A 21,096-nucleotide genomic window follows, 5' to 3' on the forward strand; every position below is an offset into this window, starting at 1 on the left:
GAAATTATCCTTTTTGGGCTGGCCAAAGCTGTGATGCGGCAACGAACAGGCCCTTGCGCACCGCTTCATCGGCGTCGACGATATCGAAGGTCAGGCCGCCAGCGGTCATGGCTTTGGCATAAAGCGCTGCCATCGTGCCCGACGCGACGAGCGTGACGGTGGCCGAGATGCCGAACTTTTCCCTGGCCCCGGCAATTTCCGTTCCGATGAGCAGACCGGACAGGCGCGACGCAGCACCCTCCGGCGGCAGATTGTCCAGCAGCATCGCCGCGCGGATGCCAAAAAGTTCACCCAGCATGCGCCGGTTGCCGCCAAGCATCAGTTCAAGCCCCGCGGTGAATTGGGGGTGGTCCGGTGTCACCGTTTCCGCGGCGTTGCCGATGGAATGCCGCAGGATTGAATGCCCGGCCAGAAGCGCATAAAGCTCGCCGGTCAGGAAGGTGGAAAATGAGGTTGCTTTGCCCTCGTCCAGCTCGACCCACTTGGAATGCGTGCCGGGCATCGCCACGAGGCCGCTGCGCAGATTGCGCGCCAGCGTGGCACCCAGCAGCTGGGTTTCCTCCCCGCGCATCACATTGGGCGCGCTGCCCGACTGCGACAGGCCGGGAATGATGCGCACATCGCGCGCGATGCCCGCAATCTTCACCGCCCCCGAGAGAATGGCGGTCAGATCCGCCGGAACCGGGACGTAATTGGCCTCAACCCAACCCTGGCGCGAACCGGCCATGCCGCAGATGATGACCGGCAAATCCGCCGGTGCGCGCAGGCTGGCAAGATGATCCTCAAGCGTTTCGGCGAAACCGCGCGCGCGGGAGGTGTCCAGACCATCGTCCGAACGCCGCTCGGCGACGACATGGCCCTGATGGTCGAGAAGCCATAGGCGGAAGCGGCTCGTTCCCCAGTCGGCAACGGCGTAAGTTGCAGCGGTGGTCACAGATAGCCTCCATCGACAATCAATGTCTGGGCGGTGAGCATGCGGGCCGCATCGGATGCAAGGAACAGGCAGGGGCCGACCATGTCGCCAGGCTGGATCTCTTCCTTGAGAACCTGTTTGGCGATGTGGGATTTCAGGCCGTCTTCCGTCACCCAGAGGTCGCGTTGGCGTTCGGTGATGACCCATCCCGGCGCAATGGCATTGACGCGGATGTTTTCTGGCCCGAGGCGCCCGGCAAGGCCCTTGGTCAGGCCGATTATTCCAGCCTTTGCAGCGGTATAGGACGGAAAGTTACCCTGATTGATCATGAAGGATGTCGAGGTGAAATTGACAATGGAGCCGCCGCCCGCCTGCCGCATGCCCGGCGCAACCGCCTGCGCGGCAAAGAACTGCGGACGCAGATTGATCGACTGGTTCTTGTCCCAGTACTCGGCGGTCACCTCATCGATGTCGTGCCGGTCATCCCAGGCAGCATTGTTGACAAGCACCGTCACCGGGCCATGGGCCCCGGTGGCCTTACCGACCGAGGCACGCAGCGCCTCGATATCGCGCAGGTCCGTGTTGAGATAGAGCGGCCGGTTGCCATATTCGCGGCCGAGCCGCTCTGCCAGCGCCTGCGAAGCCTCATCGGCAATGTCGATGAAGGCAACGCGCGAACCCTGGCGCACGAACCCTTCCGTCAAGGCAGCGCCAATTCCCGACCCTCCCCCGGTGATCAGAACAGAACGATCTTTCAGGTCGGGGAAAATCGCCGAGGGCATCATGGAAGAATCTCGCTGCAATGTTCCATTATACGGAACTTGATTTGACTATATAGAATAGTCATCCTATGGTGCCGAAAGTCAAGAGGTGGTTGTGATTGAATGGGCAAGACGCGGGAAAATTCAACGGGGACGCTGGGAAAGGCACTTGAGGTTGTGCAAATCATCGCCTCATCGCCCGTGCCGCTTCGCTTCACCGATGTGCTCAAACTGTCCGACCAGCCGCGCGGTACGCTGCATCGGCAAATATCCAATCTGGTCGAGGAAGGGCTTCTTGAGCTGAACCGGGATCATTCCTACGGCCTTGGTCTTCGCCTGCTCGAATTCGCTTCCAGGGCCTGGGCGGGCAATGAGTTTCGCACGATTGCCGAACCCCATCTGCAGAGACTGCATGAACAGACCGGTGAAACGGTTCATTTGGGCGTGTTGCGCGGAATCGAAGTGATTTATCTCGACAAGGTCGAAAGCCGCCAGAGCGTGCGCATGTATTCGCAGATCGGCAATACCGCCCCGGTCTATTGCACCGGCGTCGGCAAGGCTGCCCTGTCCGCCCTGCCCGACGACGAGCTTCAGGCCCGCATTGCGCAGATCGAGTTCCGGCGGTTTACGCCGCGCACGCTGGCCGATGCCGGGGCGTTGCAACAGGAAATCGCGCAAATCCGGGCGGAGGGCAATGCCTATGACCGCGAAGAACACGAGACGGATATTTGCTGCGTTGCCGCGCCGATCCATTCCCATAACCGGCATTTTGTTGCGGGCATTTCCGTCACCGGCCCCGCCTACCGCATAACACCGGACATCTTGCGGTCCTGGGCCGGCATTACCCGCGCCGCGGCTGCCGCCATCATGGCAAATATGGCAACGCAACTTTCACCGCGCGCATGAGCACTCGTGTGTATTCAAATGCCGGCTGCGCCATTTGACGCCCCGCGGGCGAACCGGTCCGTTGCGGCGATAATGGCGTCCGTCATGCCGGGACTGGTTGGGGAATGACCCGCATTGGGCACGATGACAAGCGCGCCATCCGGCCAGGCCTTCGATAGCTCCCACGCGGTGACGAGCGGCGCCTCAAGGTCGAAACGGCCCTGAATCATGGTGCCAGGAATTCCCTGCAACAGGCTGGCTTTGTTCAATAAAATACGGTCTTCGAGCCAGGCATTGTGATGGAAGTAATGGGTGATGATACGGGCGCGCGCCAGGATATAGCGGTCATCCGACCATTTCGGTGACAATTTTGCGGCGGGATCAACCAGGATAGACGCGGACTCCCACGCATGCCAGTCGCGCGCCGCCTGCAACCGGATGGCGGGATCCGCGTCGTTCAGCAGGCGATAATAGGCAGCGACAAGATCGGCATCGGGCTCATCGGTGTCCAGCCCGGCACCGCGCCGGAAACGGGCCCATTGCTCGGGAAACAACGGAGCGATGCCGCGATAGAGCCAGTCGATCTCCGATCGCCGCGTCGTGGTCACCCCTGCCACCACCAAAGCCAGGACACGCTCCGGATGCGCCTCGGCATAGGCAAGCCCGAGCGTACAGCCCCATGATATGCCGAACAGGAGCCAATGCCCGATATCAAGATGCGCGCGCAAACATTCGATATCCCTCAACAAATATTCCGTCGTGTTCACGGACATATCGGCCTGGGGATCGCTGGCATGCGGTATGCTGCGTCCGCAGCCCCGCTGATCGAACAGGATGATGCGGTAGCGCCCAGGATCGAAGAAACGCCGCGCGTTTGCGGATGAGCCTGAACCCGGCCCGCCATGCAGCACGAGGGCCGGAACTCCCAGTGGATTGCCGCAGGCTTCCCAATGGATTTCGTTGCCGTCGCCAACGGCGAGCATGCCGTGGTCGTAAGGTTCAATCTCCGGATAGGGGCTGTTCATTGTCGTGCCTGCATGTGGCGAATCTGCGCTCGCCGGGGAAGGACAGCTCATTGTCCTTTCCCTGTTACATCAAGATGACAGCTTTCTCTAGTTGATGACGGTGAAATCAGCCGGACGCGAGGCGGAGAGCACGAGGTCGGCATTGGGAATGTCATTCGACAGGGCACGCTGTTGCGCCGAGCCGACATTGTAGCCAAAGCCAAGCCAGCGCTGCACCAGACGGTTTTCCATTTCGACACGGTCCACCTGCAGGAATACCGTGAGATCGAAAAGCGGCGCCAGCCGGTCCCAGGGCGATTGATCCAGAAGGAGATAATTCCCCTCGACCAGCAGAATCCGCTGATCGCCGCTGACGACGGCAGCGCCCGCCCGCGCAAGATCAAGCTTGCGGTCAAAGAGGGGAATGACGACATTGTCTTCCCCTGCCCTGAGGCGTTTCAACAGCACTTCCAGGCCGGCACAATCGAATGTCGGCGGTGATCCCTTGCGCTTGCGCTGGTCGCGCGCATCGAGAATGGCATTGTCGAGATGGAATCCGTCCATGGGAACCACGACGGCCGCATTGGCTTCGCGCGCGTTGATTGCCGTGGAAAGAGCGGCGGAAACCGTGGATTTGCCGGCCCCGGGAGGGCCGGCAATGGCAACGATCAAACGTTTGGTTTCGGCGGCGCGGGCCAGAATGGCCGTCACCAGGTCATCGATCGCTATAATCATTGTGCTGTCCGCGGGATGGCTCAGGCAAGCCATTTGTCATAATCGGAAACCAGAAGATGCACCGGTGCCTCGTCTTCTTCAATGGAAGAGAAGCGGCCGATGGGCTCGCGGAAGATATTGTCGGTCAGGTCGTCATTGACCGTGGAAACCTCGCCGATCAGGACGTCGCCGCCCTCGCCCCAGAATGCATGCCAGTTTCCGGGCAGCAGCGTGACGCTTTCGCCCGGCTGCAGCTTCAGGAGGCCCCCGGCTTTCAGCCTGACGATACGGCCATCGGTTGCCACGTCCACATCGGTCTTCTCGTCGACGCTGCCATCGGCATTCGAATTGAACAGCTCGAGCACGAGCGTGCCGCCGCCGCGGTTGATGATGTCCTCGGCCTTGACGATATGACGGTGCATCGGCGAGAGCTGCTTCTCGCGCGAGATCATGATCTTTTCCGCATAGAGCATGCCGCCGCCCTTTTTCAGGTCCGCCTGATTGCCGTTGCGGGTGGTGAAGAGGAACAGGCCGAGTTCATCGAATTTGCCCTGCCCATAGTCGGTGATATCCCAGCCGAGCCTGGCATCAAGAATGGCCCTGGAATCGCTTGACGTGCGGGCCTTCAGCTCTTCCGGCGACCAGTAGGCGAAAGGCGGCATGACATAGCCGAAGGAGCGGATGAACTTGTCGCTTTCACGGATGATCGCGTTGACTTCTGAACGTTTCATTTTTCAATTCTGCCCTTCATGCAGCAAGACTGGCGGGTGGTTCCTTGGCGCCGGTCATGAATGCCACGGCATCCGACATGCTGTATTCCTTCGGGTCGATGACACAAAGGCGTTTGCCAAGCCGGTGAATGTGGATGCGGTCCGCCACTTCGAAAACATGTGGCATATTGTGCGAGATCAGCACAATCGGCAATCCGCGCTTTTTCACATCCTGGATGAGTTCGAGAACGCGGCGTGACTCCTTGACGCCAAGCGCCGCCGTCGGCTCGTCCATGATGACGACCTTGGAGCCGAAGGCCGCCGCACGCGCCACGGCAACACCCTGCCGCTGGCCGCCCGACAGGGTCTCGACGGCCTGGCTGATGTTCTGAATGGTCATCAGGCCAAGTTCGGTCAGCTTGTCGCGGGCCTGCTTTTCCATCGTCTTGCGGTCGAGCATGCGCAGCCAGCTGCCCAGAATGCCCGGCTTGCGGATTTCGCGGCCGAGAAACATGTTGTCGGCGATGGAGAGTGCCGGCGACAGGGCAAGGTTCTGATAGACGGTTTCGATCCCGGCATCGCGCGCTTCCATGGGAGAGCGGAAATGGATCGGCTTGCCGTCCAGCGTGATTTCGCCTTCATCGGGATGAACCGCGCCGGATATCGCCTTGATCAGCGAGGATTTTCCCGCGCCGTTGTCGCCGATGACGGCGAGGACTTCGCCGGCATAAAGATCGAAATCCGCATGATCGAGCGCGGTGACGCGGCCATACCGCTTGACCAGACCGCGGGCGGTGAGAATGGGTTGCTGTGTCATCAGCCTGCTACCTTTCTGATCCACTGATCGATTGCCACGGCCGTGATGATCAGGACGCCAATCATCAGATAGGTCCATTGGACATCGGTGCCGTACATGCGCATGCCGAAGGAGAACACGCCGACGATCAGCGCGCCGAAGAGCATGCCGAGGATGGAGCCGCGTCCGCCAAAGAGCGACATGCCGCCGATCACCACTGCGGTGATGGATTCAATATTGGCGAACTGCCCCACCTGCGGCGATACCGAGCCGTTGCGGCCGATCTGGGCCCAGCCGGCGAGCGCGCAGATGAAACCGGCCAGCACGTAGACGGAAATCAGCACGCGTTTGGTCCGGACACCCGCCAGTTCCGCCGCTTCCGGATCATCACCGATCGCGTAGAGATGGCGGCCCCAGGCGGTGTGGTTCAGCACGTACCAAAGAATGGCGATCAGAAGGATCATGGCAAACACGCCATAGGTGAAGGTGGCACTGCCGATCTGGATTTTTTCACCGAAGAACTGCAGCATGCGCGCATTGGCTTCGATATCCTGCGCGCGGATGGTTTCATTGGCCGAATAGATATAGGTCGTTGCCAGAAAGATCTGCCATGTGCCGAGCGTGACGATGAACGGAGGCAGTTTCACATAGGCGATGAGAATGCCGTTGATGAGACCGCACAATCCGCCGAGGGCGACGCCGCACAGGATGGAAAGTTCGACCGGCAATCCGTAACGGAAGGTGAACTGGCCCATGACAACGGATGTGAGGACCATGATCGCGCCGACGGAAAGGTCGATACCGGCGGTCAGGATCACCAATGTCTGGGCGGCACCGACAATGCCGACGATCGCGACCTGTTGCAGGATCAGCGACAGGGCAAAGGGCGTGAAAAACCGCGAGCCGACGATGATGGCGAAAACCGCCAGTGACAGAACGAGGACGATCAGCGGTACCGCTGCCGGGCTCGAATGAAGAAAATGACGCGTGCGTTCGACCAGGCTTTTCTGCTCGCCGTCGAAACTGGCGATGGTTGTGGCGCTCTGTGTCAGAACGCGCTCGAATTCCTGCTTGGGTTGTGATCCCGGATTGGCTTCGTTCATGGGTTGGCTCCCCCAAATGTGCGCAGCTCGGAGAGGACGGTTTTACACCGTCCTCTCACAGTTTGCTGGTTTTTCTGTCAAATCAGGGCGTGATCAGCCCCAGCACTTGGCAAGGCCGCTTTTCACGTCGATGGACTCGAGACCCTTGACCGGCTTGTCCGTCACCAGGGAAACGCCCGTATCAAAGAAGCTCTTGCCTGCCGTGGGCTTCGGCTTTTCGCCGGTATCGGCGAATTTCTTGATTGCCTCGATGCCGAGCGACGCCATCATCAGCGGATATTGCTGCGAGGTCGCGCCGATGATGCCGGCTTCGACGTTCTTCACACCGGGGCAGCCGCCATCGATGGAAACGAGAAGGACGCCCTTTTCCTTGCCGAATGCCTTCAATGCTTCGTAAGCGCCCGCTGCGGCCGGTTCATTGATCGTATGAACGACATTGATGCCGGGATCTTTCTGCAACAGGTTTTCCATGGCCTTGCGGCCGCCTTCCTCGTTGCCGTTGGTGATGTCATGGCCGACAATGCGCGGGTCTTTTTCGTCGCCGATCTTGTTGACGTCGCCCACGTCAATGCCAAAGCCCTTCATAAAACCCTGGTCGCGCTGGACATCGACGGATGGCTGCGAAGGCGTCAGATCAAGGAAGGCAATTTTTGCATCCTTGGCCTTGTCACCCAAGGTTCCGGCAGCCCACTTACCGACGAGTTCGCCTGCCAGAAAGTTGTCCGTGGCAAATGTCGCATCTGCAGCGTCGATCGGATCAAGCGTTGTGTCGAGTGCAATGACGAGAACGCCAGCATCGCGGGCCTGCTTGACGGATGAAACAATGCCGGCCGTGTCGGACGCGGTGATGAGAATGCCCTTGGCACCATCGGCGATGCAGGTTTCAATTGCGGCCACCTGGCTTTCGCTGTCGCCGTCGATCTTGCCGGCATAGGTCTTGAGGTTGACGCCGAGTTCCTTTGCCTTGGCAACGGCGCCCTCCTTCATCTTGACGAAGAACGGATTGGTGTCCGTCTTGGTGATGAGGCAGGCACCAACGCCTGCAGCCTGTGCCGGAGCGGCAAAGGCGGCGATAGCCACAACGGCGGCACCAAGAATGGTTGATTTCAGATAAATGCTTTTGCGCATGTCATTACCTCCCAGAGTTTGATCGTAACGCGACGTGCCGCCGGTGGGCAGCCCTACTTTCGCATGAACACCTCGGACAGTTATCCTCCCGGCCAAGTGCTGCCCCTAGGAAATACCAGCCTCGCCAAGCTGTCAACATTAATAAATCACTCTTATTTATTATTGACAGGTTTGCTCGTTGGTTCCATTGTCGCGCCGGTATCAGGGAGGACGTCCTTTTGGGCATCAGACTATCGGAGCGCCACGGTCCGGGAGGAACACGGCCGCCGCTCCATCAGGGAACAAACCAGAGCGGTATGCGCGACCACAATGAGCGGGTCGTGCTTTCGCTGTTGCGCCAGCATGGCAGCCTTGCCAAAACAGCCATTGCGCGGATGACCGGGCTTTCGGCGCAGACGATCTCGATCATCATGCGCATGCTGGAAGCCGACGAGCTGCTTTCGCGCGAAGAGCCGCTGCGCGGCCGCATCGGCCAGCCGCTCATTCCCATGTCGCTCAATCCCGAGGGCGCCTTCTTCCTCGGCCTCAAGATCGGGCGGCGCAGCGCCGACCTCGTTCTGATCGATTTTCTCGGGCGCACCCGCTCCATGCTGCATATGCCCTATGCTTACCCGACGCCGGATTCGGTCCTCGCTTTCACCAGGGACGGCATCGCGACAATGCTGGATGGCCTTGACGCGAAGCAGCGTTCGAAGGTCGCCGGTCTTGGCATTGCGGCGCCGTTTGAATTGTGGAAATGGGCCGATACCGTCGGCGCGCCGCAGGCAATTCTCGATCAGTGGCGCCAGTCCGATATCAAGGCGTCCATTGCCGCCATCTGCGATTTTCCGGTCTATCTGCAGAATGACATCACGGCGGCCTGCGGCGCGGAGCTGGTCTTCGGCGAGACAAAAGACCTCAATGATTTCGTCTATTTCTACATCGGCTCGTTCATCGGCGGCGGCATCGTCATCAATGGCAGCCTCTATGCCGGACGGAGCGGCAATGCCGGTGCGCTCGGTTCCATGCCGGTGCCCGGTCCCGATGGAACCACGCAACAGCTGATCGATATTGCATCGATCACCGCGCTGGAGCGCATCGTCACCGGCCTTGGCCGCGACCCCTCCCCGCTATGGACCTCCCCCGATGATTGGGGGGCGATGGGCGAGGAATTGGATGGCTGGATCGACCGATCGGGCAAGGCTATTGCGCAGGCGGTGATTGCCGCTGCGTCGGTCGTCGATTTCGAGGCGGCTGTCATCGATGGCTGGATGCCGGCGCATGTGCGCGCGCGGATCGTCGATGCCGTGCGCGACCATGTCGGTACATTCGATCTGGAAGGGATCGAGCTGCCCGTCATCATGGAAGGCTCGGTCGGCATTCATGCCAGGGCTCTCGGGGCCGCCAGCCTTGCCCTGTCCGACCGGTTCCTCATCGGACAGAAAATATTCAGAAAGGTTGATTGAACGTGCTGATTGGTATTCCGCCCATTCTGGGCCCGGAGCTGCTGGCGACGCTGCGCGCCATGGGACATGGCGACGAAATCGCGCTGGTCGACGGCAATTATCCGGCGCTTGAACATGCCCGGCGGCTGATCCGGGCCGATGGCCTGCCGCTCATTCCCATTCTCGACGCGATCCTGCAGGTAATGCCGGTTGATGATTTTGTCCCGCACGCGCTGTTCCGCGCCACGGTGAAAGGAAATCCTGATCTCCTTGATCCGGTGCATGCGGAGATGGCCGATGTCTGTGCCCGCCGTGCCCCCGGATTTTCCCTCTTGCCGCTGGTTGGCGAGGCGTTTTACACACGGGTGAAAACTGCCCATACGATCATCGCGACAAGCGAACCCAGACTGTACGGCAATATCATCGTCCGCAAGGGCGTCATCCATCCATCGAAAGAAACTGACAAATGATCCTATGTTGTGGTGAAGCTCTGATCGATATGCTGCCGCGCACGAGCGAGGCGGGTGAACCGGCCTTTGCCCCCTATGTCGGCGGCGCGGTTTTCAATACGGCCATTGCCCTGGGCCGTCTCGGCGTGCCGACCGAATTCTATTCCGGCGTCTCCTCGGATTTCTTCGGTCAGATGCTGCGCGACAGTCTGGCGGCCAACCATGTCGGCACGCGCTATGCCCACATTTCGCCCCAGCCCACGACGCTGGCGTTTGTGCGCCTGACTGACGGCCAGGCCAGCTACACCTTCTACGACGAGAACAGCGCCGGGCGTTCGCTCGCCCTCGGCGACCTGCCCGCGCTGGATGACAATGTCACGACGCTGCAGTTCGGTGCGATCAGCCTTATTCCGGAACCCTGCGGCTCGACCTATGAAGCGCTGATGGCGCGCGAGCATGAAACGCGGGTCATCGTTCTCGATCCCAATATCCGGCCGGGCTTTATCCCCGACAAGGAGAAGCATCTGGCGCGCATGCGCCGCATGATCGCCATGAGCGATATCGTCAAGATTTCCGATGAGGATATGCGCTGGTTCGGTGAAAGCGGCACGATGGAAGAGATTGCGCGGCGCTGGATTGTTCCGGCATCCCAGCATGGTCCGAAACTCATTCTCGTCACCCATGGTGCGGATGGCGTGACCGGCTATACATCCGAACTGGCCGTGCACGTGGCCGCACAGAAGGTTGCGGTTGTCGACACGGTGGGCGCCGGCGATACGTTCACGGCGGGTGTCCTGACCTCGCTGCAGGAGGCCGGCCTTCTGGACAAGGCTGCGCTGGCGTCACTTGACGAAGAGCAAATTCGCAATGCGCTGCTGCTCGGTGTCAAGGCTTCCGCCGTCACCGTATCGCGCGCTGGCGCCAACCCGCCATGGCGGTCTGAACTGTAATTGTTTCGCGCTCTGCAGAACGCCATTCTGTGACAGTTTACAGAATGGCGTTTCATTAAAAAAGCGAGACCTTAGTCCAAATCGAACGCAGCGCCGATCAGCGTCTTGGTATAATCGTGCTGGGGCGCATCGAAAATATCATCGGTCTGACCTTCCTCGACGATCTTGCCGCTCTTCATCACGATCACATAGTCGGACATCGCCTTGATGACTGCGAGATCGTGACTGATGAAGATATAGGACAGGTCATGTTTGGCCTGCAGGTCGCGCAGCAGTTCGATGACCTGCCCCTGCACCGACCGGTCGAGCGCCGAGGTCGGTTCATCGAGAATGACGACCTTCGGCTTGAGGATCATGGCGCGCGCGATGGCGATGCGTTGCCGCTGTCCCCCGGAAAACTCGTGCGGATAGCGGTTGCGTGCGCCGGGATCGAGCCCCACTTCCTTGAGCGCTGCAATCGCCCGCTTGTCGCGGTCAGTGCGCGACAGCTGCGGCTCGTGGATAAGCAGGCCCTCGGTGATGATTTCGCCCACTGTCTGGCGTGGCGAAAGCGAGCCGTAGGGGTCCTGGAACACCAGCTGCAATTCCCGGCGCAGCGGCCGCATGGCAGCGCGATCAAAGCTGGAAATGTTTTTGTTTTCAAAATGATACTGCCCACTGCTCGGCAAAAGGCGCAAGAGCGCCCGCCCGAGCGTTGACTTGCCGGAGCCGGATTCACCGACAATGCCGATGGTTTGCTGCTGCTTGAGCCGGACCGTGACGCCGTCGACGGCGCGAAAACGCGTGTGCGCACTGGAGAAGAAGCCGCCGCCAATGGCGAAATCGACCGTGACATTGCGTCCTTCCAGCATGATCGGCGCCTTGTCGTCCGGTGCCGATTTGCTGCCGCTGGGCTCTGCCGCCAGAAGCATCTTGGTGTAGTCTTCCTTGGGGCGTTCAAAAATGTCCTCGATCGTGCCCTTTTCCACGACCTCGCCGCGCCGCATGACGACCACGCGCTCGGCAAAATGTTTGACCACGCCAAGATCATGGGTGATCAGCACTATGGCCATGCCGAACCGCTTCTGCAGATCGCGCAGGAGATCGAGAATCTGGGCCTGGATCGTCACGTCAAGCGCCGTGGTCGGCTCGTCGGCAATCAGCAGATCCGGTTCGTTGGCCAATGCCATGGCGATCATGACGCGCTGGCGCTGACCGCCCGACATCTCATGCGGATAGCTGTTGATGCGCCGTTCCGGCTCGGGAATACCGACAAGCTTCAACAGTTCGAGCACGCGCACCTTCGCCTGTTTGAAGCTGATACCCTTGTGGTGGACGATGGGTTCGGCAATCTGCCGGCCGATCGTGTAAAGCGGATCGAGCGAGGTCATCGGTTCCTGGAAAATCATGGTGATCTTCGAACCGCGCACCTCGTTGAGGGCCTTGGTCGGCAGGCCGACCAGCTCCTTGCCGCGATACTTGGCCGAGCCGGTGACACGCCCGTTCTGGGCAAGCAGTCCCATGATGCCCATCATGGTCTGGCTCTTGCCGGAGCCGGATTCACCGACGACAGCCAGTGTCTCGCCCGGAAGCACATCGAGATCGATGCCCTTGACGGCCTTGACGTCGCCGTCCGGCGTGGTGAAGTCGACTTTCAGTCCGCGTACGGACAATACGGTATCTTTGTTGTCCGTCATTTCAGCGGTCCTTCGGGTCGAGTGCGTCACGCAGGCCATCACCGATGAAGTTCAGGGAGAACAGGGTGACGACGAAGAAAATGGCAGGGAAAATCAGCAGCCAGGGTGCAGATTGCATTTTGTTGGCGCCTTCGGAAATCAGCGCCCCCCAACTGGTCAGCGGCGCCTGAACACCGAGGCCGAGGAAGGACAGGAAGCTTTCCAGAAGAATGACTTTCGGAACGACGACCGTAACGAAGACGATGACCGGGCCGATGGTATTGGGGATGATGTGACGGCGGATGATCTGCCAGTCGGTCAAGCCCAGGGCCTGCGCTGCGCCGATGAATTCGCGGCGTTTCAGGGCAAGGGTCTGGCCGCGCACAATGCGTGCCATATCAAGCCATTCCACGGCACCGATCACCAGGAAGATCAGGATGAAACTCCGGCCGAAGAAAACGACGAGAACCACCACCAGAAACACGAAAGGCAGCGAATAGAGAATTTCCACCAGTCGCATCATCACATTGTCGACGCGCCCGCCAATATAACCGGAGATTGCGCCGTAGGTCACACCGACCGCCAGCGAGACGAGGCTGGCAAGGAAACCGACCGCCAGTGAAATCTGCCCGCCCAGCATGATGCGGGCCAGCATGTCGCGGCCATTGGCATCGGTGCCGAAGAAGAAGTATTCGCGGTTGACATTGCCCGCCAGTTTAAGGGTTTTGCCGTCGTCTTCCGTTGCCGCGACCTTGGTGTCCTGAAACTCGTTCGCCCGGTCGAAATAGCGGGTCGTACGCGGATCGATCGGCTGATCGGAGTGAATGGTTGCAGTGAAAGTATTGCCGTCGACGGCAAATTCCTTCAGCTGTACGCGGGCCCGGCTGGCTACGCCTGCCATCACGTCGCCAAGGGTATTGGCCTTCGGCAAGGCTTCAAGGCTTGGCGGGATGGTAACGTAGGACGGGAACACCTGATCGTAGGTGTGGCTGAGGAAATAGGGCCCGAAGAAGGAAAACAGGGTGATGAAGAACAGCACAACGCAGCCTGCCATCGCCGCACGGTTGCGGCGGAAGCGCAGCGCCGCCAGCTGAAACAGGCTTCGCCCCTGGGTTTCCTTCTCTGGAATGTTTGTCGCGGATATATCAGTCATGGCGAACCCTCGGATCAAGAAGGCCGTACAGAATATCGACCACAAGATTGAAAACGATAACGAAAATCGCCACGAGAACGACCGTTCCCATCACGAGCGTGTAATCGCGATTGATGGCACCCAGCACGAAGTAGCGGCCGACGCCGGGGATGGTGAAGATGGTTTCGACCACCGCGGAACCGGTCAGAAGAGCGGCGGCGCAGGGGGCGAGATAGGAGACAACCGGCAGAAGCGCCCCGCGCATGGCGTGGGTGATGACGACGGTCCTCGGCGGCAAACCGTAGGCCCGCGCCGTGCGGATATGGTCCGTATGCAGGCCTTCGATCATCGAGCCGCGCGTAAGACGGGCAAATACGGCCAGCTGCGGCAGCGCCAGGGCAATCATCGGCAATATCAGGAAGCGCCAGGATCCGTCGCCCCAGCCGCCCGCGGGAAGCAGTGACAGCAATACCGCGAAAATCAGGGTGAGCACCGGGCCCACGACGAAATTGGGCACAGTCACACCGATTGTCGCGACCGACATGATCAGGAAATCAAGAAAACTGTTCTGCCGTAAAGCTGCGATCGTTCCGACAATCACCCCGCCGAAAAGCGCAAGCAGCAAGGCATAGAACCCGAGTTCCACCGAGTAAGGCAGGCCCTTGCCGATCAGCTCGGCAATCGTATTGTCCTTGTAGATATAACTCGGGCCGAAATCGCCGGTCACTGCATTCTTGAGATATTGCAGATACTGGTTCCAGAGCGGCTGATCGAGATGGTAGGCCTTCATCAGGTTTTCCATCGTCGCCGGCGGCAGCGGTCTTTCAAGGTTGAAGGGGCCGCCCGGTGCAAACCGCATCAGGAAGAACGAAATGGTGACGACAATGAACAATGTCGGCACTGCACTCGCCAGCCGGCGAAGAACGAAATGAAACATGGAGATATACTCTCTCTTCTGTGCAGCTTCCGCAGCAGCTGCACCTACTCACTCAATTAGACCGTTGCGTTCAGGACAGACATCATTCCGCAAGGCTCAGATATTTGCTCAGGTGTTCGTTGGTTGGATTGTCGCCCCAGCCTTTGATCCGCTTGGAGATGAGCCAGATGTTGGCGCTGTTCATCAGCGATGCGATGGGCTCGTCCCGCGTCAGAAGGGCTTCCGCCGCATGCAGGATCTTCGACCGGGCTGCGGGATCGCGCTCGTCATAGGATTGCTTCATCAGCGCGTCATATTCCGGGTTGTTGTAGTGCCCGTAGTTGAATGTCTTGTTGCTGCTGACATTCAGGGCCAGGAAATTTTCCGCATCGGCATAGTCCGCCGTCCAGCCAGCGCGGGCAACGTTGAACTTGCCGCCCTCCTGCAGGTAGGCATAGTGCGACGACACATCGAGGTTCATCAGGGTCACGTTGGCGCCGAACGCCTTCTTCCACATGTCGGCGACAGCTGTTGCCACCCGTTCATGGTTGGCGTTGGTGTTGTAGCGGATCTCGATGTTGAGCGGTTTGCCGCCCGGACCGTAGCCCGCCTCTTTCATCAGCGCGACAGCCTTGTCGTCGCGATCCAGCTGCGACATGTCGGCAAAGGCCGCCTTGGACGGTTCGCCATAGGTGGCAAGACCGGGCGGCACGAGCGAATAGGTCGGCAGTTGCGCGCCGCTGTAGATTTCCTTGGCGAGGAAGTCGCGATCAACCGACATGGACAGTGCGTTGCGCACGCGCACATCGTTGAAGGGCTCGGTACGCGTGTCGAAGGCATAATAATAGGTGGCCAGCGCCGGGGTCACATGCACCTGATCGCCCCAGGATTTGCGCAGGCGCTCGATCTGGTCCGCCGAGAAATTGTAGACCGTGTCGAGTTCCCCGGCTTCAAAGCGCCGGACCGCCGCTGCATCATCTTCCAGCGGATAGAAGATGACCTTGTCCAGTTTGACATTGGCCGCATCCCAGTAATTGGGGTTCTTGCCGACGGTCAGGTGATCGTTGAGCACATGGTCGACAAGCTGGAAGGCGCCGTTCGACACCATCTTGCCGGGTTTGACGAAATCCGGGCCATTCTTCTCAAAACTGGCCTTGTTGATGGGCAACGCCGTCTGGTGCGCCATCAGCTGGATGAAGAAGGGCGTCGCCCGCTCGAGCGTAATTTCGACGGTCTTGGCATCAACGGCCTTCACGCCAAGCTGATCGAGCGGCAATTCACCCTTGTTGATCTTTTCCGCATTCTTGATGGGATAAAGAATGTTGGCGTATTTGGCCGCCGTCTTCGGATCCTCGATGCGGCGATAGGAGAAGACAAAGTCTTCCGCTGTGACCGGCGTGCCGTCCGACCAGTTGGCATTGGCGCGAAGCTTGAATGTATAGACCGTGCCGTCATCCGATACCGTCCAGCTTTCCGCCGCACCCGGTATGATGGCGCCCTTGGCATCGTAGACGGTCAACCCTTCGTAGAGGTCCTTGACGACAAAGGCCTCGATATCGATGGATGTCTGGGATTGGTCGAGCGTATTGGGTTCGCCCGCATTGCCCCGGTGCAGGACCGCTTCGGCGAGGGCGGGACTTGCGGCAAGCGTCAGCGTGCCAAGCAGGATTGCGGTGCGCAGATTGAACTTAACAGACATCATTTACCGTCCTTTCCCTCATTGATTCAGGCGCATCGCGCAGGCGGCGGTGCGCACGCGATTACTGTTCAAGGCTCAGATATTTGCTTAAGTGGTCGTTGGTGCCGTTGTCCTTCCAGCCCTTGACGCGGTTGGAGACGAGCCAGAGCTGGCCGAAATTCATCATGGGCGCGACGGGCTGCTCCTGCAGCACCAGGGCTTCGGCTTCATGCAGGATCTTGGAGCGGGCGGCCGGATCTTTCTCGTCATAGGACTTCTTGACCAGGGCATCGAAGTCCGGATTGTTCCAGCGGCCATAGTTGAAGGTGGTGTTGGTGCTTAGGTTGATGACCATGAAGTTCTCGGCATCGGCATAGTCCGCCGTCCAGCCCGCCCGCGCCACGTTGAATTTGCCGCCCTCTTTCAGGTAGGCGTAGTGCGCGCTGATATCGTTCTGCAGCAGGGTGACATTAGCGCCGAAGGCCTTTTTCCACATATCGGCAACGGCGATGGCGACCCGTTCGTGATTGGGATTGGTGTTGTAGCGGATCTCGATGTTGAGCGGCTTGCCGCCGGTGCCATAGCCCGCCTCCTTCATCAAGGCGAGCGCCTTGTCGTCACGGTCGAGCTGCGACATGTCGGCAAAATCGGGTTTGGCCGGCGTGCCGTAATTGGTAATGCCTTCGGGGACCAGCGAATAGGCGGGCAGCTGTGCGCCCTTGTAGATTTCATTCGACAGGAAGTCGCGGTCGATCGCCATGGACAGCGCCCGGCGCACGCGCACGTCGCTGAACGGTTCGACGCGAGTGTCGAAGGAATAGAAATAGGTCGACAGCGCCGGGGTGATGCGCACCTGATCGCCCATGGAGGCGCGCAGGCGCTCGATCTGGTCGGCGGAGAAATTGTAGACGAGGTCCATTTCCCTGGCTTCGAAGCGGCGCACGGCCGCCGCCTGATCCTCGGTCGGGTAGAAGATGACCTTGTCCAGTTTCACGTCGGCGGCGCCCCAGTAGTCCGGGTTCCTGGCGGCGGTCAGATGATCGTTCTGCACGTGTTCGACAAGCTCGAAGGCGCCGTTGGAGATGAGTTTGCCCGGCTTGATGAAGTCGGCGCCGTTCTTTTCCAGGCTTGCCCTGTTGACCGGCAGGGCGGTCTGGTGCGCCAGCAATTCCACGAAGAAGGGTGTTGCGCGCTCCAGGGTGATTTCGAGCGTCTTGGCATCAATCGCCTTCATGCCGATCTGGTCGACGGGCAGTTCGCCCTTGTTGATCTTCTCAGCATTCTTGATGGGATAGAGCATGTTGGCGTAGCCGGCCGCCGTCTTCGGCTCTTCAACGCGCTTGAAGGAGAAGATGAAATCATCCGCGGTGACGGGCGAGCCGTCAGACCAGTTGGCATTGGCGCGGATCTTGAAAGTATAGACCGTGCCGTCATCGGAGACAGTCCAGCTTTCTGCGGCGCCCGGCACGATCTTGCCGGCAGGATCATAGCTGGTCAGCCCCTCATAGAGGTCCTTCAGGATGAAGGCCTCGATCTCAAGCGAGGTCTGGGAGGGATCGAGTGTTTGCGGTTCGCCGCTATTGCCGCGATGCAGAACCGCTTCAGCAAGCGCCGGGCTTGCCGCCAGCAACAGCGAACCGGCAAGAAGGGCGGCAGTTATGTTCAGTTTTGCAAACGTCATCTGGCTGTTCCCTCGCCGTTTACGGGTCAATGTTCGTCATGAAATGGCAATGCCGGCCCGTTCACGGTCCTGTCGAAAGGACGGTGCCGGGTCATGTCTGTTTGTCGATTTGCGGTCGGTAAGTGGCACATAACGAGCCGGGCAAAAGAGTGACGCGCAACCCGCGGGTGCGGATTGCGCGTCAGACTTCAGCTATTCAACGCTGAGATATTTGCTCAGATGCTCGTTGTTGGCGTTGTCGCCCCAGCCCTTGACCTTGTCGGCCACGAGCCAGAGGTTCGCGTCATTCATCAGCGGCGCGATCGGCTGGTCGCGCATGATCAATGCTTCTGCCTGATGCAGGATCTTGGCGCGTTCCGCAGGATTGCGCTCTTCATAGGACTTCTTCATCAGGGCATCAAATTCTGGATTTGAGTAATGCCCGTAGTTGAAGGTCTTGTTGCTGCTGACATTGAGGTTGAGGAAGTTTTCCGGATCGGCATAGTCCGCCGTCCAGCCAGCGCGGGCAACGTTGAATTTGCCGCCTTCCTGCAGATAGGCATAGTGCGATGAAATATCGAGGTTCATCAGCGTGACCTTGGCGCCGAAGGTCTTTTTCCACATATCGGCAACAGCCGTCGCCACGCGCTCGTGGTTCGGGTTGGTGTTGTAGCGGATTTCAATGCTCAGCGGTTTGCCGCCTTCGCCATAGCCCGCTTCCTTCATCAGCTTGAGCGCTTCATCTTCGCGATCCAGCTGGGATTTGTCGGCAAAATCGGCCTTGGACGGTTCGCCGTAGTTTTCCATGCCCGCAGGCACCAGAGAGTAAACCGGCAGTTTGGTGCCGTTATAGATGTCTTTGGCAAGGAAATCACGGTCGACGGCCATCGAGAGGGCGCGGCGCACGCGTACATCGTTGAAGGGTTCGGTGCGCGTGTCGAAGGGGTAGTAGTAGGTTGCCATGGCCGGGGTCACGTGGACCTGCTTGGCATTGGCGGCGCGCATGCGCTCGATCTGGTCAGACGAGAAGTTGTAGACGAGGTCCAGTTCACCCGCTTCGTAACGCCGGACGGCTGCCGCCTGGTCTTCGAGCGGATAGAAGATGACCTTGTCGAGCTTGACGTTTGCGGCGTCCCAGTAATGCTCGTTCTTGGCAACGGTCAGATGATCGTTCGGCACGTGCTCAAGCAGCTTGAATGCGCCATTGCCCACCAGCTTGCCCGGCTTGACGAAATCAGCGCCGTTCTTTTCGAAGCTGGCCTTGTTGATCGGCAGTGCAGTCTGGTGCGACAGCAGCTCGATGAAGAACGGGGTCGGGCGTTCGAGCGTGATTTCCAGCGTCTTGGCATCAATGGCCTTTACGCCGAGTTCCTCAATCTTGGCCTTGCTCTTGTTGACCGCTTCGGCATTTTTGATCGGATAAAGGATATTGGCGTAGCCGGCCGCTGTCTTCGGGTCTTCGACGCGGCGCATCGAGAAAACAAAATCTTCCGCCGTTACTGGCGTGCCATCGGACCAGTTGGCATTGTCGCGCAGCTTGAACGTGTAGACGGTGCCGTCATCGGAAACTTTCCAGCTTTCCGCGGTACCCGGAACAATCTTGCCGTTCGCGTCATAGATCGTCAGGCCTTCGTAGAGGTCCTTGACGATGAATGCCTCGATATCGATGGAGGTTTGCGACTGGTCAAGGGTCTGCGGTTCACCGCTGTTGCCGCGATGCAGCACGGCTTCTGCCAGTGCCGGGCTTGCGCCTATCATCAGCGATCCAAGCAGCAGCGCCGCACGGAAATTGAGTTTCATAAATGACATTTTTTAGTCCTTCCCCTTTGAAGAATTATGAAGGCATGAATAAAAGCCAAAATTTTGCCAAACGCAAGCCGTCGATTTTCCGATTTATGCGAAATATGCGAGTCGACGAAACGGCTTAAATCGGGTTAAACTCAGGATAGAGCAGCATTTTCGGGCTATTTGCCCTGCAAGCGAATTTTACGAAAACGTCAAAAAAATTGTGCACGATGTGGACCATCGGGCCGATTCTCGCCATTTTTTGATCCAAAATCGCCGCTCCGGCGCGTTTCACGGCGTCAGTTTCGATAATTTTCCCCGAAATGGAAATTTGGTTAGCAAAGCGTTTGCGGCACTTTTCGGTGAGATCGGCACGCATTGCCCGGTGACCGGCCAAGCGATGCGGATGATTGTCGCCCTTGCCTTTCCCCACGGCGCGATACCGCCAATTTTGTCCTTGGACAGCTGGACAAAAATAAGTCTTAAGCGGGAGTGATTTGCTGATCGGAAAAATCCTGTATGCTGCAGTGCCCCGCCCTTTGAACATCAGTCCGACATCCCCCCGGTGAACAACAGGTAAATGTGCATGACAGCTCTCGTCATACTTATTATCGCAGCTGTCGCGCTCAGCGGCGTGATGGCCTGTGCTTTCCTTGTGCAGCGCCGGACCGGGAACAGCGGCTGGGCTGATGCCTTCTGGTCCTTCGGTGTCGGAGCCATCGGCATTCTCTCCATCCTGTTCTCCAGCGATATGGTATCGCCGGCAAGGAAATGGCTGGTGATTGCCCTGCTTGCCCTATGGTCGCTGCGGCTGGGCGGACATATCCTGCTGCGCACGCTCAACGGCGAGGATGATCCGCGCTACGCCCGGTTGCGCCGGCAATGGGGTGCGTCCGCCCATTCGCAGATGTTCTTCTTTCTGCAAACCCAGGCATTTGCGGGCATTCTCCTGGTCATCAGCGTCTATATCGCTGCGGCCCGGCCGGATATCGAGCTGGAATTTCCCGATTATCTCGGGCTCACCGTGATGCTTGTCGCCCTTGCCGGTGAAGCGATTGCGGACTGGCAGCTCAAACGGTTTTCCCGCAACCCGGCCAATCGCGGCAAGATCTGCGATACGGGGTTCTGGCGCTGGTCGCGTCACCCCAATTACTTCTTCGAGTGGCTGGGCTGGGTGTCCTATGTGCTGATCGCTGCCGATTTCGACGGCGACTATGTGCATGGCTGGCTTACGCTCGCCGCCCCGGTTCTGATGTATGTGCTGCTGCGCCATGTCTCCGGTGTCCCGCCGCTGGAGGAACATATGCTTGCCTCGCGTGGACAGGCTTTCCAAGACTATCAACGGCGTACGAGCATCTTCTTTCCCAAGCCTCCTAAAGAATAAGGTAAGAAAATAGGTATTAACCTATTGAAGTGTCGTTAATATCCATCGC

At 59.2% G+C, this 21,096-nt stretch carries 20 protein-coding genes; 5 read left to right on the forward strand and 15 right to left on the reverse strand.

All coding sequences use genetic code 11. The features are described 5' to 3' along the window. Positions 1–4 precede the first annotated feature (4 nt). Both C5750_RS09905 and C5750_RS09910 read right to left on the reverse strand, forming a co-directional pair. Positions 5–934, reverse strand: a complete 930-nt coding sequence (locus tag C5750_RS09905; protein WP_105733686.1) for a 2-dehydro-3-deoxygalactonokinase — start codon at positions 932–934, stop codon at positions 5–7. Further along, positions 931–1,698: an SDR family NAD(P)-dependent oxidoreductase gene (locus C5750_RS09910; RefSeq protein ID WP_105733687.1), complete on the reverse strand. Its 768-nt coding sequence runs from the start codon at positions 1,696–1,698 to the stop codon at positions 931–933. The genes C5750_RS09905 and C5750_RS09910 overlap by 4 nt, the downstream gene beginning before the upstream one ends. A 99-nt stretch (positions 1,699–1,797) precedes the next feature. On the opposite strand from C5750_RS09910, the gene C5750_RS09915 reads away from it, so the two are divergent. Further along, positions 1,798–2,580, forward strand: coding sequence for an IclR family transcriptional regulator (locus tag C5750_RS09915; RefSeq protein WP_105733688.1), 783 nt, complete (start codon positions 1,798–1,800; stop codon positions 2,578–2,580). 14 nt (positions 2,581–2,594) lie between these two features. Here the strand turns inward: C5750_RS09915 and pip are convergent, their stop codons facing one another. From pip to C5750_RS09945, 6 genes are all read right to left on the reverse strand, one after another. After that, positions 2,595–3,584, reverse strand: coding sequence for a prolyl aminopeptidase (pip, locus tag C5750_RS09920; RefSeq protein ID WP_105733689.1), 990 nt, complete (start codon positions 3,582–3,584; stop codon positions 2,595–2,597). Between the two features lie 87 nt (positions 3,585–3,671). Continuing rightward, positions 3,672–4,298 carry a nucleoside/nucleotide kinase family protein gene (locus C5750_RS09925; RefSeq protein ID WP_105733690.1) on the reverse strand — a complete coding sequence of 209 codons (627 nt, stop codon included), beginning with the start codon at positions 4,296–4,298 and terminating at the stop codon, positions 3,672–3,674. A 20-nt stretch (positions 4,299–4,318) separates the two neighbouring features. Next, a complete protein-coding gene (locus tag C5750_RS09930; protein ID WP_105733691.1) occupies positions 4,319–5,008 on the reverse strand; it encodes a D-lyxose/D-mannose family sugar isomerase in 690 nt (229 codons plus the stop codon). Between the two features lie 16 nt (positions 5,009–5,024). Continuing rightward, positions 5,025–5,804, reverse strand: coding sequence for an ATP-binding cassette domain-containing protein (locus C5750_RS09935; RefSeq protein WP_105733692.1), 780 nt, complete (start codon positions 5,802–5,804; stop codon positions 5,025–5,027). Continuing rightward, on the reverse strand, positions 5,804–6,886 hold the full coding sequence (locus C5750_RS09940; protein WP_105733693.1) for an ABC transporter permease: 1,083 nt from the start codon (positions 6,884–6,886) through the stop codon (positions 5,804–5,806). The genes C5750_RS09935 and C5750_RS09940 overlap by 1 nt, the downstream gene beginning before the upstream one ends. A 93-nt stretch (positions 6,887–6,979) precedes the next feature. After that, positions 6,980–7,996, reverse strand: coding sequence for a sugar ABC transporter substrate-binding protein (locus tag C5750_RS09945; RefSeq protein ID WP_105733892.1), 1,017 nt, complete (start codon positions 7,994–7,996; stop codon positions 6,980–6,982). 314 nt (positions 7,997–8,310) lie between these two features. Between C5750_RS09945 and C5750_RS09950 the strand changes: the two genes are divergently transcribed. From C5750_RS09950 to C5750_RS09960, 3 genes are read left to right on the forward strand one after another with little or no spacing between them, the layout of a single operon-like run. Then, positions 8,311–9,459 carry an ROK family transcriptional regulator gene (locus tag C5750_RS09950; protein WP_105733694.1) on the forward strand — a complete coding sequence of 383 codons (1,149 nt, stop codon included), beginning with the start codon at positions 8,311–8,313 and terminating at the stop codon, positions 9,457–9,459. Between the two features lie 2 nt (positions 9,460–9,461). Further along, positions 9,462–9,908: an RbsD/FucU family protein gene (locus C5750_RS09955; RefSeq protein ID WP_105733893.1), complete on the forward strand. Its 447-nt coding sequence runs from the start codon at positions 9,462–9,464 to the stop codon at positions 9,906–9,908. Further along, positions 9,905–10,837: a carbohydrate kinase family protein gene (locus C5750_RS09960; RefSeq protein WP_105733695.1), complete on the forward strand. Its 933-nt coding sequence runs from the start codon at positions 9,905–9,907 to the stop codon at positions 10,835–10,837. Before C5750_RS09955 ends, C5750_RS09960 begins: the two co-directional genes overlap by 4 nt. A gap of 71 nt (positions 10,838–10,908) precedes the next feature. On the opposite strand, the gene C5750_RS09965 is transcribed toward C5750_RS09960, so the two are convergent. The 7 genes from C5750_RS09965 to C5750_RS26345 form a co-directional block, all read right to left on the reverse strand. Further along, entirely contained in the window at positions 10,909–12,513 is a 1,605-nt protein-coding gene (locus C5750_RS09965; RefSeq protein WP_105733696.1) for an ABC transporter ATP-binding protein, read from the reverse strand. 1 nt (position 12,514) lies between these two features. Beyond that, positions 12,515–13,645, reverse strand: coding sequence for an ABC transporter permease (locus tag C5750_RS09970; protein ID WP_105733697.1), 1,131 nt, complete (start codon positions 13,643–13,645; stop codon positions 12,515–12,517). Further along, positions 13,638–14,561 (reverse strand): oligopeptide ABC transporter permease OppB, encoded by a 924-nt coding sequence (gene oppB / locus C5750_RS09975; RefSeq protein WP_105733698.1) that lies wholly within the window; start codon positions 14,559–14,561, stop codon positions 13,638–13,640. The genes C5750_RS09970 and oppB overlap by 8 nt, the downstream gene beginning before the upstream one ends. A gap of 82 nt (positions 14,562–14,643) precedes the next feature. Beyond that, positions 14,644–16,242, reverse strand: a complete 1,599-nt coding sequence (locus C5750_RS09980; protein ID WP_105733699.1) for a peptide ABC transporter substrate-binding protein — start codon at positions 16,240–16,242, stop codon at positions 14,644–14,646. A 58-nt stretch (positions 16,243–16,300) separates the two neighbouring features. Further along, on the reverse strand, positions 16,301–17,899 hold the full coding sequence (locus C5750_RS09985) for a peptide ABC transporter substrate-binding protein (protein WP_105733700.1): 1,599 nt from the start codon (positions 17,897–17,899) through the stop codon (positions 16,301–16,303). 192 nt (positions 17,900–18,091) lie between these two features. Continuing rightward, on the reverse strand, positions 18,092–19,687 hold the full coding sequence (locus C5750_RS09990; protein ID WP_105733701.1) for a peptide ABC transporter substrate-binding protein: 1,596 nt from the start codon (positions 19,685–19,687) through the stop codon (positions 18,092–18,094). A 115-nt stretch (positions 19,688–19,802) separates the two neighbouring features. Beyond that, positions 19,803–20,210 (reverse strand): hypothetical protein, encoded by a 408-nt coding sequence (locus C5750_RS26345; protein ID WP_110003311.1) that lies wholly within the window; start codon positions 20,208–20,210, stop codon positions 19,803–19,805. Between the two features lie 39 nt (positions 20,211–20,249). Here C5750_RS26345 and C5750_RS10000 point away from each other — a divergent pair, with 39 nt between their 5' ends. After that, the gene (locus tag C5750_RS10000) at positions 20,250–21,047 is read left to right on the forward strand and encodes a DUF1295 domain-containing protein (protein WP_105733894.1); all 798 of its coding nucleotides are present in this window, start codon (positions 20,250–20,252) and stop codon (positions 21,045–21,047) included. Positions 21,048–21,096 lie beyond the last annotated feature (49 nt).

This window comes from Phyllobacterium myrsinacearum (assembly GCF_002980555.1).
In the GTDB taxonomy this organism is placed as follows: Bacteria; Pseudomonadota; Alphaproteobacteria; order Rhizobiales; family Rhizobiaceae; genus Phyllobacterium; species Phyllobacterium myrsinacearum.

What these genes read in the sequence shown, in the direction of transcription:
- C5750_RS09910 (WP_105733687.1), bottom strand. Translation starts at nt 1,698, where the DNA reads ATGATGCCCTCGGCGATTTTCCCCGACCTGAAAGATCGTTCTGTTCTG.
- C5750_RS09915 (WP_105733688.1), top strand. Translation starts at nt 1,798, where the DNA reads ATGGGCAAGACGCGGGAAAATTCAACGGGGACGCTGGGAAAGGCACTT.
- pip (WP_105733689.1), bottom strand. Translation starts at nt 3,584, where the DNA reads ATGAACAGCCCCTATCCGGAGATTGAACCTTACGACCACGGCATGCTC.
- C5750_RS09925 (WP_105733690.1), bottom strand. Translation starts at nt 4,298, where the DNA reads ATGATTATAGCGATCGATGACCTGGTGACGGCCATTCTGGCCCGCGCC.
- C5750_RS09930 (WP_105733691.1), bottom strand. Translation starts at nt 5,008, where the DNA reads ATGAAACGTTCAGAAGTCAACGCGATCATCCGTGAAAGCGACAAGTTC.
- C5750_RS09935 (WP_105733692.1), bottom strand. Translation starts at nt 5,804, where the DNA reads ATGACACAGCAACCCATTCTCACCGCCCGCGGTCTGGTCAAGCGGTAT.
- C5750_RS09940 (WP_105733693.1), bottom strand. Translation starts at nt 6,886, where the DNA reads ATGAACGAAGCCAATCCGGGATCACAACCCAAGCAGGAATTCGAGCGC.
- C5750_RS09950 (WP_105733694.1), top strand. Translation starts at nt 8,311, where the DNA reads ATGCGCGACCACAATGAGCGGGTCGTGCTTTCGCTGTTGCGCCAGCAT.
- C5750_RS09960 (WP_105733695.1), top strand. Translation starts at nt 9,905, where the DNA reads ATGATCCTATGTTGTGGTGAAGCTCTGATCGATATGCTGCCGCGCACG.
- C5750_RS09965 (WP_105733696.1), bottom strand. Translation starts at nt 12,513, where the DNA reads ATGACGGACAACAAAGATACCGTATTGTCCGTACGCGGACTGAAAGTC.
- C5750_RS09970 (WP_105733697.1), bottom strand. Translation starts at nt 13,645, where the DNA reads ATGACTGATATATCCGCGACAAACATTCCAGAGAAGGAAACCCAGGGG.
- oppB (WP_105733698.1), bottom strand. Translation starts at nt 14,561, where the DNA reads ATGTTTCATTTCGTTCTTCGCCGGCTGGCGAGTGCAGTGCCGACATTG.
- C5750_RS09980 (WP_105733699.1), bottom strand. Translation starts at nt 16,242, where the DNA reads ATGATGTCTGTTAAGTTCAATCTGCGCACCGCAATCCTGCTTGGCACG.
- C5750_RS09985 (WP_105733700.1), bottom strand. Translation starts at nt 17,899, where the DNA reads ATGACGTTTGCAAAACTGAACATAACTGCCGCCCTTCTTGCCGGTTCG.
- C5750_RS09990 (WP_105733701.1), bottom strand. Translation starts at nt 19,687, where the DNA reads ATGTCATTTATGAAACTCAATTTCCGTGCGGCGCTGCTGCTTGGATCG.
- C5750_RS26345 (WP_110003311.1), bottom strand. Translation starts at nt 20,210, where the DNA reads ATGTTCAAAGGGCGGGGCACTGCAGCATACAGGATTTTTCCGATCAGC.
- C5750_RS10000 (WP_105733894.1), top strand. Translation starts at nt 20,250, where the DNA reads ATGACAGCTCTCGTCATACTTATTATCGCAGCTGTCGCGCTCAGCGGC.